This window comes from Serratia sp. Sp408, assembly GCF_057180665.1.
Window position 1 is genome coordinate 69,807 of record NZ_JBXUFT010000008.1, and the last position, 13,909, is coordinate 83,715.

The 13,909-nt window shown below is 57.5% G+C and carries 14 protein-coding genes; 5 read left to right on the forward strand and 9 right to left on the reverse strand.

What is annotated here, in order from left to right; translation table 11 throughout:
* Positions 1-117: 117 nt before the first annotated feature.
* Both AC2AXP_RS19430 and ascF read right to left on the reverse strand, forming a co-directional pair.
* Positions 118-1,548, reverse strand: coding sequence for a 6-phospho-beta-glucosidase (locus AC2AXP_RS19430; protein ID WP_484381887.1), 1,431 nt, complete (start codon positions 1,546-1,548; stop codon positions 118-120).
* A gap of 36 nt (positions 1,549-1,584) precedes the next feature.
* Positions 1,585-3,024, reverse strand: a complete 1,440-nt coding sequence (gene ascF / locus AC2AXP_RS19435) for a PTS cellobiose/arbutin/salicin transporter subunit IIBC (RefSeq protein WP_198773189.1) — start codon at positions 3,022-3,024, stop codon at positions 1,585-1,587.
* A gap of 200 nt (positions 3,025-3,224) precedes the next feature.
* Between ascF and AC2AXP_RS19440 the strand changes: the two genes are divergently transcribed.
* A complete protein-coding gene (locus AC2AXP_RS19440) occupies positions 3,225-4,268 on the forward strand; it encodes a LacI family DNA-binding transcriptional regulator (protein WP_198773188.1) in 1,044 nt (347 codons plus the stop codon).
* A gap of 4 nt (positions 4,269-4,272) precedes the next feature.
* On the forward strand, positions 4,273-4,590 hold the full coding sequence (locus tag AC2AXP_RS19445) for a GIY-YIG nuclease family protein (RefSeq protein ID WP_147415624.1): 318 nt from the start codon (positions 4,273-4,275) through the stop codon (positions 4,588-4,590).
* On the opposite strand, the gene AC2AXP_RS19450 is transcribed toward AC2AXP_RS19445, so the two are convergent.
* Positions 4,577-5,080, reverse strand: a complete 504-nt coding sequence (locus AC2AXP_RS19450; RefSeq protein ID WP_004955875.1) for a GNAT family N-acetyltransferase — start codon at positions 5,078-5,080, stop codon at positions 4,577-4,579. The two genes, AC2AXP_RS19445 and AC2AXP_RS19450, sit on opposite strands and share 14 nt — an antisense overlap.
* Entirely contained in the window at positions 5,074-5,595 is a 522-nt protein-coding gene (ubiT, locus tag AC2AXP_RS19455) for a ubiquinone anaerobic biosynthesis accessory factor UbiT (protein WP_273870607.1), read from the reverse strand. The genes AC2AXP_RS19450 and ubiT overlap by 7 nt, the downstream gene beginning before the upstream one ends.
* Positions 5,596-5,849: 254 nt before the next feature.
* On the opposite strand from ubiT, the gene ubiU reads away from it, so the two are divergent.
* Positions 5,850-6,845 carry a ubiquinone anaerobic biosynthesis protein UbiU gene (gene ubiU, locus AC2AXP_RS19460; RefSeq protein WP_088499852.1) on the forward strand — a complete coding sequence of 332 codons (996 nt, stop codon included), beginning with the start codon at positions 5,850-5,852 and terminating at the stop codon, positions 6,843-6,845.
* An 11-nt stretch (positions 6,846-6,856) separates the two neighbouring features.
* A complete protein-coding gene (locus AC2AXP_RS19465; RefSeq protein WP_039991251.1) occupies positions 6,857-7,735 on the forward strand; it encodes a U32 family peptidase in 879 nt (292 codons plus the stop codon).
* A 184-nt stretch (positions 7,736-7,919) separates the two neighbouring features.
* Here AC2AXP_RS19465 and AC2AXP_RS19470 read toward each other — a convergent pair whose 3' ends face one another.
* The 3 genes from AC2AXP_RS19470 to AC2AXP_RS19480 are packed head-to-tail and all read right to left on the reverse strand — an operon-like array spanning position 7,920 to position 11,163.
* A complete protein-coding gene (locus AC2AXP_RS19470; RefSeq protein ID WP_004955886.1) occupies positions 7,920-9,059 on the reverse strand; it encodes an ABC transporter permease in 1,140 nt (379 codons plus the stop codon).
* Positions 9,056-10,210: an ABC transporter permease gene (locus AC2AXP_RS19475; RefSeq protein WP_484381888.1), complete on the reverse strand. Its 1,155-nt coding sequence runs from the start codon at positions 10,208-10,210 to the stop codon at positions 9,056-9,058. Before AC2AXP_RS19475 ends, AC2AXP_RS19470 begins: the two co-directional genes overlap by 4 nt.
* Positions 10,192-11,163, reverse strand: a complete 972-nt coding sequence (locus AC2AXP_RS19480; RefSeq protein ID WP_004955888.1) for an HlyD family secretion protein — start codon at positions 11,161-11,163, stop codon at positions 10,192-10,194. The genes AC2AXP_RS19475 and AC2AXP_RS19480 overlap by 19 nt, the downstream gene beginning before the upstream one ends.
* A 209-nt stretch (positions 11,164-11,372) precedes the next feature.
* On the opposite strand from AC2AXP_RS19480, the gene AC2AXP_RS19485 reads away from it, so the two are divergent.
* Positions 11,373-12,386 (forward strand): luciferase-like monooxygenase, encoded by a 1,014-nt coding sequence (locus tag AC2AXP_RS19485; protein ID WP_004955891.1) that lies wholly within the window; start codon positions 11,373-11,375, stop codon positions 12,384-12,386.
* Positions 12,387-12,415: 29 nt separating this feature from the next.
* On the opposite strand, the gene yedF is transcribed toward AC2AXP_RS19485, so the two are convergent.
* Together yedF and yedE are read right to left on the reverse strand one after the other, a co-directional pair.
* Positions 12,416-12,655, reverse strand: a complete 240-nt coding sequence (gene yedF / locus AC2AXP_RS19490) for a sulfurtransferase-like selenium metabolism protein YedF (protein WP_198773185.1) — start codon at positions 12,653-12,655, stop codon at positions 12,416-12,418.
* Positions 12,652-13,866 carry a selenium metabolism membrane protein YedE/FdhT gene (yedE, locus tag AC2AXP_RS19495; protein ID WP_484381889.1) on the reverse strand — a complete coding sequence of 405 codons (1,215 nt, stop codon included), beginning with the start codon at positions 13,864-13,866 and terminating at the stop codon, positions 12,652-12,654. Before yedE ends, yedF begins: the two co-directional genes overlap by 4 nt.
* Positions 13,867-13,909 lie beyond the last annotated feature (43 nt).

Genomic DNA, 13,909 nt, shown 5'->3' on the forward strand with positions numbered 1-13,909 from the left:
ATGGGTTACGCCAAAACGCAAAAATAGGGTCAAAGAGAGGGGGCAAATAAATCTGATAATCGCCAGCATTAAAAAATGGGCGCAAAAGCGCCCATTCTTGCGTTCGTGCCGGGGTGATTAGGTTAAATCCGCGCCGTTACTGGCGATGACTTTTTGGTACCAATAGAACGATTTTTTTCTGGTTCTCGCCAGCGTGCCGTTCCCCTGGTCGTCACGATCGACATGGACAAAGCCATAGCGTTTGCTCATTTCCCCGGTGGAGGCGGAAACCAGATCGATACACCCCCAAGAGGTATATCCCATCACCGGCACACCGTCTTCAATGGCGTCGGCCATCGCTTTGATATGCTCGCGCAAATAGCTGATACGGTAGTCGTCGTCAATTTCACCCTGCTGATTGAACTCGTCTTTCGCGCCCAAGCCGTTTTCCACCAGGAATAGCGGTTTTTGGTAGCGGTCATACATCATGTTCATGGTGATGCGCAGGCCAAGGGGATCGATGCCCCAACCCCATTCGCTGGCGAGAATATGCGGATTCTTCAGCGACTTGACCACGTTGGCGGCGCTGCTGTTGTGCTCGTTCATCTCGGCCGATGCGCAGCGCGAAGCGTAGTAGCTGAAGGAAACGAAATCGACGCTGTTTTTGAGGATCTCGCTGTCGCCGGGTTGCATCTCGAGCGTCACGCCCTTTTCCCGCAGCAGCCGTTGCGTATAGGCGGGGTAAGCCCCACGCGCCTGTACATCGATGAAAAACAGGTTTTCGCGGTCTTTTTCCAACGCCGCCCAGACATCTTCCGGCTTGCACGACCAGGGGTAAAAACTGCCGCCGGCCAGCATGCAGCCTACCTGATTGTGCGGATTGACCTCATGGGCAATTTTAGTCGCCAGTGCACTCGCCAATAATTCATGATGAGCCGCCTGATATTTCACCTGCTCCTGATGCTCGCCGTCCTCAAACACCAGCCCGGCACCTGAAAACGGGCTGTGCAGCAAGATGTTGATTTCATTAAAGGTGAGCCAATACTTCACCAGGCCATCAAACGCCTCAAAGCAGCTGCGGGCATAGTGGGTAAAAAACGCCACCATTTTACGATTACGCCACGATCCGTATTCCTGCACCAGATGCATCGGCACGTCAAAATGGCACAGCGTCACCAACGGTTCGATACCGTGCTTTTGGCATTCGCGGAATACATCGCGATAAAAGGCGATGCCTTGCGCATTGGGCTGCGTTTCATCCCCGCGCGGAAACAGTCGGCTCCAGGCGATCGAGGTGCGGAATACGCTAAACCCCATTTCCGCCATCAGCGCGATATCCGCTTTATAACGATGATAAAAATCGATGCCTACATGGCTGGGATAGAACTCATCCTCACGCAGCGTGAAACGCTGTTCCTGCCCCAGCTTTACCGCCAGCCGGTGAGCGCCATGAGGGATCATGTCGACCGTGCTCAGCCCTTTGCCGCCTTCACGGTAGGCACCCTCGGCCTGGTTGGCAGCTAACGCACCACCCCATAAAAAGTCTGCGGGGAAAACAGATGCTGACATACTACACCTCTTGTTGATTATGTATTTTCATCATGGTCATACCGAGAGTGCCGGCGCGGTGGCGGCTTTTTCACTTTGCGCCTCCTGCTCAACGGGAATATCTTCAAACCCTAGCAGCAGCGTAAGAATAAACGACAGCACTACCGCCAGGATCATCACGCCAAACACCCAGACAATGGTCATCGGATTGCTCGGGTCGAAGAACTGCACGCTGGTGAACAGGCCCGGTGACGCCATCGAATGGCTAGCCAATCCGGCAATCCCGGCCACCCCACCACAGACAAAACCACTGATCAACGCCGCCACCAGCGGGCGCTTCAGGCGGACCGCCACGCCGTACAACGCAGGCTCTGAAATACCGGCCACGATAGCCGATGCCGCGGCAGCCAACGCCGTCTGGCGCAGTTCCGGATTTTTGGTGCGCCAGGCCACCGCCAGCGATGAGCCGCCCAGCGAAAGATTGGCGCCAATCTCTGACGGCATCACCATGCCTTCCTTGCCGGTTTCCGCGATGGTCTGAATAATGGTTGGCGTAAACACGCGATGCATGCCGGTCATCACCAGCAACGGCCAGAGACCGCCCATAATGGCCACCGATAACCACCCCAGATAGTTATGAATGGTATAGACCAACGCAGAAATACCGCTGCCGATCCAGATACCCAGCGGGCCAATCAGCAGGATGGCGATCGGTGCCGCAATCAGCACGATCAGCATCGGTTTGAGGAAATTTTTCGTCACCGCCGGCGTAATGCGATCGACCCATTTTTCAATGTATGACAGCAGCCAGGTCATGCACAGCGCCGGGATGACCGTGTAGGTGTATTTTACTGCGGTGATCGATAAGCCGATAAATTCCACCTGCTGGCCCTGAGCGGCCTTGGCCATTAAATCGATAAAAGAGGGATGCACCAGCACCCCGGCAATGGCGATGGCCAACGACATGTTGGTTTTGAATTTTATCGCGGCAGAAGCGGCCACCATCACCGGCAGGAAGAAGAATGCTCCGTCACCGATCACGTTCAGCACGATCAAGGTTGAAGAGCCTGGGTTGAATACGCCGGTCATATCCAGGATCATGGCGAGCAACTTCACCATCGACCCACCGATAATCGCCGGAATCAGCGGTGACATGGTGCCAATCAACGCATCCAGAATACCGGCGCCGATGCGTTTCAGGGTGATTTTACCTTTTGGCGGCGAAGGTTGCTGCGCCACCGCCTGGTCGGGTAATAACTTCACCACTTCGGCATAGGCCTGTGAAACCGTATTGCCGATGATCACCTGACACTGGTTTTCACTTCTGACCACGCCCAATACCCCGGCGATCGCCTTCAAACCGGCGCTATCGACCACGCTGTCATCGTTAAGCACGAAACGTAAGCGCGTCATACAATGCGTCACTGCCGCAATATTGCTCGCTCCCCCAACTGCTTCCACTATCGATCGTGATACCGCCGCATAATTCTTTGCCATGAGGATAACTCTCACAAATAGGTAACCGGTTTCACACGAGATTGATAATATTGACTGGCAATATCAATTTATATTTTTTATTTTTACCCGATTTGAGAAGTTGATCAACATACATGCCGCGCAATAATCTGCGCGATGCCCTGCTCAGGCGCGGTGGAATGTGTAGAATATGGGGCAAGTCAGCAAGCCAGGAAAACGCCATGTCAACCATGCAGGAAGTAGCCAACAAAGCAGGCGTCTCAAAGGCCACGGTTTCACGTGTGCTGTCCGGTAAAGGGTACGTCAGCGAGGCCACCCGGGATCAGGTGTATAAAGCCATTGAAGCGGCAGGTTATCGCCCTAATTTGCTGGCACGAAATCTGGCGACCAATAAGTCGCAATGCATTGGCCTGGTGGTTACTAATACCCTGTATAACGGCAGTTATTTCAGCGAACTACTGTCCCAGGCGGCACAAAAGCTGGAAGATAATGGCCGGCAGCTGATTCTGGTCGACGGCAAGCACAGCGCCGAAGAAGAGCAGGAAGCGATCCAGTTTCTGCTGGATTTACAATGTGATGCGGTGATTCTCTATCCACGTTTCTTAACCATCGACGTGATAGACGAGATTATCGAGCAGGTTAAGCAACCGATCATGGTGGCGAATCGCCGGCTGAGAAAGAACCAAAGCCACTGCATTTGTTGCGATCACAAAGGTGCCAGTTTTAACGCCACCGCATATCTGATTGAGCAGGGCCACCGCGATATCGCCTTTATTACCGGTTCGCTGGATTCTCCGACCGCCATCGAACGCTTATCCGGTTACAAAGAGGCCCTGACCCGGTTCAATATCCCCGTGCAGGAACGGCGCATCATCAAGGGCAAATGGACGCCGGCCTGCGGCGCCGCAGCGGTAGCCAGCCTGCTGCACGACAACATCCCGTTTAGCGCCTTACTGGCCAGTAACGACGACATGGCGATTGGCGCCATCAAGCAGCTGACCGATCGAGGCATTGCCGTACCGGGTCAGGTGTCTGTGATTGGTTTCGATAATATTCCAACCGCGCCCTATCTGACGCCGGCCTTGACCAGCGTTAAAGATCCGGTCAGCGACATGATCAACGAAGTGATCAATCGGTTGATTGCCATGCTCGACGGCGGCTATTTGTCAAAAGACACGCTTTTTAGCTCGCAACTTATCGTCAGGGATTCGGTCGCCCATGGCCCTTTCTGGGGTGGCGATCGGCGCGGACTCGGCGAGGAATAACCGCATGTCACATGACGCTGGCAGTCCCCCTGGCATAACCTGGCATCTGTATATGCTGCGCCTGCCCAACGGCATGCTGTATACCGGCATCACCACCGATGTACCGCGGCGCTTGGCACAGCATCAGGCCGGTAAGGGGGCAAAATCGCTACGCGGCAAAGGGGAACTGACGTTGGTATTCCACTGTCCGGCGGGGGATCGATCGTTGGCGCTACGCCTGGAGTATCGGGTTAAGCAACTGAGCAAACAGCAAAAAGAGAGGCTGGTGTCACACCCGCCCCTCTCGCTGGAACACCTGCTACCGCAGGTTAAAATCGATTGAACGGCGCGGCATAGGCAACCAGGCCGTTGACGCCGGTCAGCGCATCTTCCCCCAGCGGGTACACCTGAAATGCCTGCTCCGTTTCCGGCCAGCGGCAATGCAAGTCGTAGTCGGCAGCTCTTTTAAAGCCAAAGCGGCCGTAATACTCCGGCTCTCCCAACACGACTACTGCGGCGTAACTGAACTCGTTCAACGCGTCCAGCCCTTCGTAGACCAGCTTTTCACCCAGCCCTTGCCGGCGCAGGCTTTCGTCCACCGCCAGCGGCGCCAGGCCAACCCACTGCCGATCCTCTCCGGCCACCTCGACCGGACTGAAGGCGGCATAGCCAACCACGCCGCCCTCGTCATCGGTGGCCACAATACCCAGGGTCAGCAAGCCGTCCTCACGCAGTTGCTGCACCAAGTCGGCCTCATCATCTCCGCCGAAAGCGCGGCGCAGCAGATTGTCGATGCCAGCGGCGTCTACCGGAATTTCTACGCGTATCAGCATGATGCCATCACACGGTCAGACTGCACCGTGCCCTCCTGCATACCCGCTTCGATAAAGTCCGCCAACTGCAGCAAGCCCATGCGCAGCGGCGCCGGCATCGTGTCCAGTTCGATGGCGTCCATCAGATTTTTTACATACAGGCCCAATTCGGTGTCCCCTTCTATCCGCAGCCGACGCTGGAAGAACAGCGTGTCAGGATCCTGCTTGCGTGCCGCGATCAGCACCAGATCGTTGGCGTCGCCGCTGAAACTGACATCTGCCTGCGCGTGCTGGCTGACAACCAGCCGATCGTTTTCGACCGTCATAAACCAGTGTAGCGCCAGATCGCGCACTTCGATCTTCAACCAGCGCGATTCGAGGAATGCCAGATCGCCGTCCTCGAGCGCCTGGCGGAACTGCCAGCCCAGCACCTGTTGCAACAGTTGGCGTTGCAGAGCAAACGGCGTGAGTTTTAACGGTGTGCGCAATAGCGACGGCCCTTGACGCACAATGCGTGCTCGTAGTTTTTCCAACACGATCATCCACTCCTTTCAACTCGGTCTACGGTCATTTTGCCACAACGGTGCCCAGCTTCAGCGGCCTACATCAACAAATAGTGCAATTCAGTGCGCGTCACACCGCCTATCAATACGCCAGAAACTGCCTCAAATCAAAACCTGTTAACCGCAGCTTCACTAAAATCGTCCACCCGATAACAAAAAATGCCGACGGAAAACACCGTGCGGCGACCATCATCACGGCGTAAAACCCGCTGGAGCAGGATAAGACCATGGAACTGCTTTGTCCCGCCGGTAATTTGCCGGCCCTGAAGGCTGCGGTCGATAACGGCGCTGACGCCGTGTACATCGGCCTGAAAGACGACACCAACGCGCGACACTTTGCCGGGCTCAATTTTACCGAAAAAAAACTGCAACAGGCGGCAGATTACGTACATCAGCACCGCCGCAAGCTGCACATCGCGATAAATACCTTCGCGCATCCGGACGGTTTTTCACGTTGGCAACGCGCCGTCGATATGGCCGCGCAACTGGGCGCCGACGCGCTGATCCTGGCGGATCTGGCGATGCTGGAATACGCCGCCGAACGCTATCCGCAGATTGAACGCCACGTTTCGGTACAGGCGTCCGCCACCAATGAAGAAGCGATTCGCTTTTATCAACGCCATTTCGCGGTACATCGCGTGGTGCTGCCACGCGTGCTGTCGATGCACCAGGTTAAACAACTGGCGCGCACCAGTCCGGTACCGCTGGAGGTGTTTGCCTTCGGCAGTCTGTGCATCATGGCCGAAGGCCGCTGCTATCTGTCCTCTTACCTGACCGGGGAATCGCCCAATACCGTCGGCGCCTGTTCGCCCGCGCGCTTTGTACGTTGGCAGCAAACGCCGCAGGGCATGGAATCACGGCTGAACGATGTGCTGATAGACCGCTATCAGGACGGCGAAAATGCCGGTTATCCAACGCTGTGCAAAGGCCGTTACCTGGTGGACGACGTGCGCTATCACGCCCTGGAGGAGCCCACCAGCCTTAATACCCTGGAGCTGTTGCCAGAGCTGCTGGCCGCCAATATCGCCTCGGTGAAGATCGAAGGCCGTCAGCGCAGTCCGGCGTATGTCAGCCAGGTAGCACGCGTCTGGCGACAGGCTATTGACCGTTGCATCGCCGATCCAACCGGCTATCGGGCCGACAGCGCCTGGATGGAGACGCTCGGCGCGATGTCCGAAGGCTCGCAGACCACGCTTGGCGCCTATCACCGCAAATGGCAATAGCAGGAGTGACCATGAAATATGCATTGGGGCCGGTACTCTACTACTGGCCAAAAGACGACGTTGAAGCGTTTTATCAGCAGGCAATCCACAGCAGTGCCGATATTATTTACCTGGGCGAAAGCGTCTGTACCAAACGGCGGGAGTTGAAGGTCGCCGACTGGTTGGCGCTGGCACAGGCCATCGCACAGTCCGGCAAGCAGGTGGTGCTCACCACGCTGGCGCTGTTGCAGGCCCCCTCCGAGCTCAACGAGCTGAAACGCTATGTCGAAAACGGCGAGTTTCTGATTGAGGCCAACGACCTTGGCACGGTGAATATGGCGGCAGAACGCGGCTTGCCGTTTGTCGCCGGCCACGCGCTCAATTGTTATAACGCCTACACGCTGCGCCTGCTGCACAGGCAGGGCATGATGCGCTGGTGTATGCCGGTCGAACTGTCGCGCGACTGGCTGGTCAATCTGCTGGCGCAGTGTGAAACCCTGGGCTTTCGGCAGCAGTTTGAGGTCGAAGTGCTGAGTTATGGCTATCTGCCGCTGGCCTATTCGGCGCGCTGCTTCACCGCCCGCTCGGAAAACCGTGGCAAGGATGAGTGCGAAACCTGCTGTATCAAATACCCGCAGGGCCGCAGTATGCGATCGCAGGAAAATCAGCAGGTGTTCGTGCTAAACGGCATCCAGACCATGAGCGGCTATTGCTACAATCTGGGCAACGAACTGCATGGCATGCAGGGATTGGTAGACATCGTACGCCTGTCGCCGCAGGGAGTAGACACGCTGGCGATGCTCGAGCGCTTTCGTGCCAATCAACGAGGCGACGCCCCGCTGACGCTGACCAACGATGCCGACTGCAACGGTTACTGGCAGCGCGTCGCCGGGCTGGAGCTGGTGCAATAAGCTGTTCATCACGGAATTTGGCAATGCTTGCAGGCTACGCACAAGCATTGCCACGCCGTTTTGGTTCCGCAGTCGGCACCGGTTGATGTTTTAAAACATCGCTGGCAGCACCCAGGGTAAAATCCTTTTCGGCCGACAGCAAAGGGGGTTACCAACGACGGCGCTCTACGCCATTGCGCCAACGCTAGGCTCGTCGCCTACGGAACAGGTTGCGCAGCGCCACGCTGTTGCGCATCAAGCCAACGGCAATGCCAATGGCGGTATACAGCGCCCCCAACAGCAGCAGCATTGCCACGTCGCCCCACACGTCACGCAGCGGCACGCCCATCTGGTTCACGCCGGCTATCGCTTTGGTCGCCCAGGTCGAGGGAATCATTGACGAAATGGCGCGCACCCAGCCCGGCATCGCCTGTAGCGGCCAAATGGTGCCGGAAAGATAAAACACCGGCGTGGTGATAAACGACAGCGTCAGGTAAATCATTTCCACGCTGCGCAGGCATTCGGTCACCAGCTTGCCCAGCCCCAACACCGCCAGCAGGAAGGGGAACGTCAGCAGCAGTATCTCCGGGATCGCCGCCGCCTGCCGGTATCCCAGCACCCACGGCCACAAGACAAACAGCACGATCGACAAGAACAGCCAGATCGGCAGCAATGCCGACAGTCCGCCAAGATACACCGGCAGAGAGGGCTTGCCGCCCGGTGCGCTTTTCAGCGCGATGCTGACGCGCACGCTGGCGATCAGCAACGAGTGCTGTAGCAACATCACCAACAGGCCAGGGAAGATAATTGCCGCAAAACTGATGCCAGGGTTAAACAGATCCAGCGTCTGGCCCTGAATCGGCGTCAACACCACCTTAGCCTGCCGTTCGCTAAAGCCGTTTCGCAACAGCAGCTCGGTATTGTATTCATTGAGCAACTGCTGGTAAGCGGCAACCACGTCCTGTTGAATCTGCCCATTGGCCAACCGGTTGGTGGCGTCACCGAACACCGGAATAACCAGGCTTTCCCCGTGCAGGATTTTCTTTTCGAGATCCACCGGCATGATGATGATGGCAAACAGTTCGCGCCAGCCCAGATCGCGCTTGGCATCGTCCAGATTGTCATAGATCTTGATAGCGATTTTTGAGGTGGCATCCAGCTGGCGGATCAGCTGGCGGCTGGCGGTGCTGTGATCCTGATCGACCACCGCCACCGGCAAATCCCACACCGTGCGGTTGGCGTAAACCATACTCATGATGCACAGCGACAGCACCAGCATCAGCCACATCGGCCGTTCCAGCATGCCGATCAGCACCCGGCTAAAGGTCTGCCAGAAACTTTTCATGCCGCACTCTCCTGTTTCGCCAGACGTTTCAACAGCCGGTTACGCACCAGCAATGCCGTCACCAACGGATACACCAGCAACAGGGCACACACGCCGAAAATCGCCCGCGCCGGCACCTGGCGCAGGAACACGTCGAACATGGCATACAGCGCATGGGTCAGGGGTTCGATATTGGAGATAATCCGCGCCGGCAACGGCATTGACAGCTCCGGCACCGCCATCCCCGAAAAGGTCAGCGCGATACTGACCAGGATGCCGATCAGGCTGTAGGCGGTAATGGCGCTGCCGGTAAAGGTATACAGCAGCAAACCGACGCTCTGGGCGGCAATCACGTAAAAGAAGCCGATCAACAGCATAAACAGCGGGTTGCCACTGACGCGCGCGTCGAAAATCCCCACCAGCGCTGCGACCTCCACCATCAGCAGCGTAGTGAAACAGAGGGTATACGGCGCCAGTTTGCCCAACAGCGCCAGGCTGAACGGCCGCGCTTTCAGCAGGGATTTGCTGCGCGCCAGGACGTAGATCATGCAGGTCACGACGAACAGCTGCAGCAGGTGAATGGTGGCGGCAAACTGCTGGTAATAAATATAACTGCCGCTGGCATTGAACAGACTGCCGTAATTGAGCGTGACGTTGGCCAACGGCGGCAGCGTTTTACCCATTTCACCGGCGATAATCGAGCGGTAGTTGCCGTTGGTTTCGCTTATCAGCCCGGCGAAATCCTGCGTGGAATACAGCCCAGCGCCGTAGAACAACGCGTTGTAATACAGCACGATGCTCGGCTGTTTGCCCGCCAGCACATTGGCTTCAAAATCCGGTGGCACATACAGCAGCGCGTAATCCTGCGCGCTGCGCAAACGGCGCAACGATTCATCCATGCCGCCGTCATAGGCCGCGACATGGGCGTGAGAACCGGCATCCAACTTGCGCACCAGCGACTTCGACAGCGGGCTGTGATCGCTGTCGACCACCGACACCGGCAAGTCCAGCAGCGTGCCCTCGGAAAAGTTGCTGCTGATCAGACCGAACAGCAGCAGCGGGAACAGCCAGCCGAGCCAGTGAATTACCGGGCTGCGCAGAGCAATGCGGCACTCGCTGTCGAACGCGTGGCTGAAGCAGCGCCAGCAGGCCCTCAGTCTTTCCATTGCCATAAGGTACTCATCCCCGGTCGCAGCCCTTCAACCGGCTGCGCCGGATACAGACGCACCTCGAAGGTTTTCAGATCGAAATCGCCGGTGGCGCGGGTGGCGCGCTTGGTGGCGTAATCCCCCAATGGCGCGATGTAACGAACCTCGGCCTCGATGGTTTTGTCTTGCAGCGCCGGCACGCGCAGCGACACTTTATCGCCTTTGCGCACATGGGCCAGGATGTCTTCCCGCAGGTTGAAGACGAAATAGGCATCTGGCACGCGGATCAGCGTCAGCAGCGGGCTGGAGGCGTTAAGCAACTCCCCCACTTCCGCCGGGATCGGCCCCACTTCGCCATCCACCGGCGCTTTGACCTGCAGATCGTCGGTTTGCGCCTTCACTTCCAGCAGGTTTTCTTCTGCCGCCCGCAGCGCCGCCGCGTATTGTTGCCGCAGTTCAATACGATCGCCGTTAATGCCTTCATCCAGATTGGCCTTCGCTGCCAACACCTGTTGATAGGCGCTATCCCGTGCGCGCCGCGAGTTATCCAGCTCGGAGCGGGAAACATATCCTTTGGCGGCCACGCTCTGATTGCGATCGTAATCGCGCTGCGCATTGCGCAGTTCGGCCTGCGCTTGCGCCAGACTGGCACGCAGATTGCGGATGCTTTCTTCACGGGTACCGTGCAGCGATTGCTCAAGCTGCGCCTTGGCCTCATCGCGCGATGCCTGTGCGGAACGCAGTTGCGCCATCAGTTCCGGGCTGTCGAGCTGAATCATCAGTTGCCCGCTTTTGACATCGTCGCCCCGCTCAACCAAACGTTCAATCACTCGCCCTTTGGCTTTGGAAGCCACGATTACTTCCGGTGCGTCCACTTCACCCTGCAATAACAGATACTGGTTGTGCGCGCGGAACAGTACCGCCATGGCGATAACGATCACCACCAGCAACAGGGTAAATAAGGTCTTTTTTTTCATGCACTCGGCTCCCTGAACGGTACGCGGCGGGGGGAAAGGTAACGGTCCATATTCGCTGAATCTCCTAACATGTCATTTCTGTAGCAAGGATATCACAAGCACGGATATCCCCTTTTATAACCGCAATTTGAATTATGCTTTTAACGTTAACTTGCAGATTGCTGCACTCGCCCTTTACGCGATAACACTTTAGCCAATGGACGAATAACATGACTGAAACCACACGGGTACCGCTTTCGGTACTGGATCTTTCCCCGATCCCGGCCGGCGCCAAACCGCGCGATGCATTCCACAGCTCTTTAGATTTAGCACAACATGCTGAAAAGTGGGGCTTCCAACGCTATTGGTTAGCGGAACATCACAATATGACCGGCATCGGCAGCGCCGCCACCTCGGTATTGCTGGGCTACCTGGCTGCCGGCACGCACAGCATCCGCCTCGGTTCTGGCGGAGTGATGTTGCCAAACCATGCGCCGCTGGTGATCGCCGAGCAGTTTGGCACGCTGGAATCGCTGTATCCCGGACGCATCGATCTGGGGCTGGGCCGCGCGCCCGGTACCGATCAGCGCACCATGATGGCGCTGCGCCGTCACCTGTCGGGGGAAGTGGACAACTTCCCGCGCGACGTGCAGGAGCTGCAACATTACTTTGGCGAAGTGCAGCCGGGCCAGGCGGTACAGGCGGTGCCGGGGCAAGGCCTGCATGTGCCAATCTGGCTGTTGGGATCCAGCCTGTACAGTGCGCAGCTGGCGGCCAAGCTGGGGCTGCCGTTCGCCTTTGCCTCCCACTTTGCGCCAGACATGCTGTTCCAGGCCTTGAAGCTGTACCGTGAAAACTATCAGCCATCCGAGCGCTGGCCGCAGCCACATGCCATGGTATGCGTCAACGTGGTGGCCGCCGACAGTGACAACGATGCGCGTTTCCTGTTTACCTCGATGCAGCAACAGTTCATCAACCTGCGCCGCGGCTCGCCAGGCCCGCTGCCGGCACCGGTCGACAATATTCATGCGCTGTGGACCGCCGGCGAACAATACGGCGTTGAACAGGCGCTAAGCATGTCGATCATTGGCGATCAAACTACCGTACGCCACGGTCTGCAAACGCTGCTGCGGGAAACCGAAGCCGATGAAATCATGGTTAACGGCCAGATCTTCGATCACCAGGCGCGTCTGCGTTCGTTTGAGATTGTGTCGACGGTCAAAGACGACCTGCGCAAGGGCTAAATAATCGGGCGCCGCACGGCGCCCTGATTTTAGCGTTGAATAAGATAGCGAATGGTTGGCCCGTCCTGCTGAATATCCAGCACCTGATAGCCATGATTGCGCGCGTCGAGCGGAATATTGTTGATCGACTGCGGGCAATCGCTGATCACTTCCAGCACCTCGCCCGGCTTGAGTTGCGGCATTGCCTCCAGCGTGGCGACCGCCGGATAGGGGCACGGCTCGCCCAGCATGTCCAACCGGTAATCCGGCACTATCGTTGGTTGTTTCATGGCACACTCCTCAGATTAACCACCTGCGCCTGCGGTCTGGCGCGGAAAAAGCGTTTTTCCCACCACAGCATGGCGATGAACGCCAACCCCAGCAGCAGGTAGGTGACCAGCAGGCCGCCAAGCGGGCCGAAGGTGTCCAGCAAATTGACCTTGTCATAGTCGGTGGCCAACGCCGGGGCCAGATCGTCCCAATAATAGGCCAACAGCGTCGCCCCGATGATATTGCCAAGCCCGACCCACCAGTAATGAATTTGCCCTTCGACCGCGCGGTACATCCAGCCGGTTTCGCAGCCGCCCGCCAGCACGATGCCAAAACCAAACAGCAACCCACCCAGCACTGCGTTCGGGCCGGCCCACATAATCTTGGGCGATACGCCAAGCTGAACATAGCTGAAGATGCCTATCGCGCTGACCGCCATCCCCAGAATAATCGCCTTGGCCATGTGGGTGCGGCCGGTGATCCACAAATCACGGAACGCCGAGGTGAAGCAGATCTGCGCACGCTCAATCAACAGACCGAAGCCGATACCAAACAGCATGGCGATGCCGAGCTTCGGCGCGTCAAACAGCGTCCACAGCGACCAGGCCACGGCCAGCAGGAATACCAGCATGCCGAGCCGAAAACGGCGACGTGCCTGCTGCGGTTGCTGCGTCAATGGTGCCGCCGCGCGCACCTTCTGCAATTTCACCGGGATACGAAACAGCGGCAATAGGGTAAATTTGGCGCCGAAGTACGACCCCACCGCGGTCGCCAGCGCAAAGAACCAGGCGTGCAGCGAAAACTGCGGAATACCGGTAAAGAAAGCGGCAAGGTTACACCCCATCGCCAAACGCGCGCCAAAGCCAGCAATGATGCCACCCAACAGCGCCTGCACGATACGAATGCGGTGCTGCGGCCGTCGCAGCTTAACATTGTTGGCCCACAACGCGGCGGCAATGCAACCGGCGAACATGCCGATAATCATCCGCCCATCGATGCGTTGTAGCGGCGTCCCCTCAAGGCCGATAAGTTTGAAGTACCCCCATTGTTCCGGGTGAAAGCCGAGCCACTGCAACAGGTGACCGCCCCAACGGGTAAATTCACCGGTCACCGCCCAGAAGGTGCCGGTCAGGCCGAAATAATAGGTGGCAAGGATCCCTGCGGCGATCACCGCCGGTAGCGGCGCCCAAAAGCGCACCAGGAATTGCGATTTGAATTGCTGCCAGCTCATGGCATCTCCTATGCATCACATCCATGAATAATAACCAGATGAA

Coding starts and splice junctions, on each gene's coding strand:
- AC2AXP_RS19470 (WP_004955886.1), bottom strand. CDS start 9,059: ATGAAAAGTTTCTGGCAGACCTTTAGCCGGGTGCTGATCGGCATGCTG.
- yedE (WP_484381889.1), bottom strand. CDS start 13,866: ATGAGCTGGCAGCAATTCAAATCGCAATTCCTGGTGCGCTTTTGGGCG.
- AC2AXP_RS19485 (WP_004955891.1), top strand. CDS start 11,373: ATGACTGAAACCACACGGGTACCGCTTTCGGTACTGGATCTTTCCCCG.
- AC2AXP_RS19465 (WP_039991251.1), top strand. CDS start 6,857: ATGAAATATGCATTGGGGCCGGTACTCTACTACTGGCCAAAAGACGAC.
- AC2AXP_RS19480 (WP_004955888.1), bottom strand. CDS start 11,163: ATGAAAAAAAAGACCTTATTTACCCTGTTGCTGGTGGTGATCGTTATC.
- AC2AXP_RS19445 (WP_147415624.1), top strand. CDS start 4,273: ATGTCACATGACGCTGGCAGTCCCCCTGGCATAACCTGGCATCTGTAT.
- AC2AXP_RS19440 (WP_198773188.1), top strand. CDS start 3,225: ATGTCAACCATGCAGGAAGTAGCCAACAAAGCAGGCGTCTCAAAGGCC.
- ascF (WP_198773189.1), bottom strand. CDS start 3,024: ATGGCAAAGAATTATGCGGCGGTATCACGATCGATAGTGGAAGCAGTT.
- yedF (WP_198773185.1), bottom strand. CDS start 12,655: ATGAAACAACCAACGATAGTGCCGGATTACCGGTTGGACATGCTGGGC.
- AC2AXP_RS19450 (WP_004955875.1), bottom strand. CDS start 5,080: ATGCTGATACGCGTAGAAATTCCGGTAGACGCCGCTGGCATCGACAAT.
- AC2AXP_RS19475 (WP_484381888.1), bottom strand. CDS start 10,210: ATGGCAATGGAAAGACTGAGGGCCTGCTGGCGCTGCTTCAGCCACGCG.
- AC2AXP_RS19430 (WP_484381887.1), bottom strand. CDS start 1,548: ATGTCAGCATCTGTTTTCCCCGCAGACTTTTTATGGGGTGGTGCGTTA.
- ubiU (WP_088499852.1), top strand. CDS start 5,850: ATGGAACTGCTTTGTCCCGCCGGTAATTTGCCGGCCCTGAAGGCTGCG.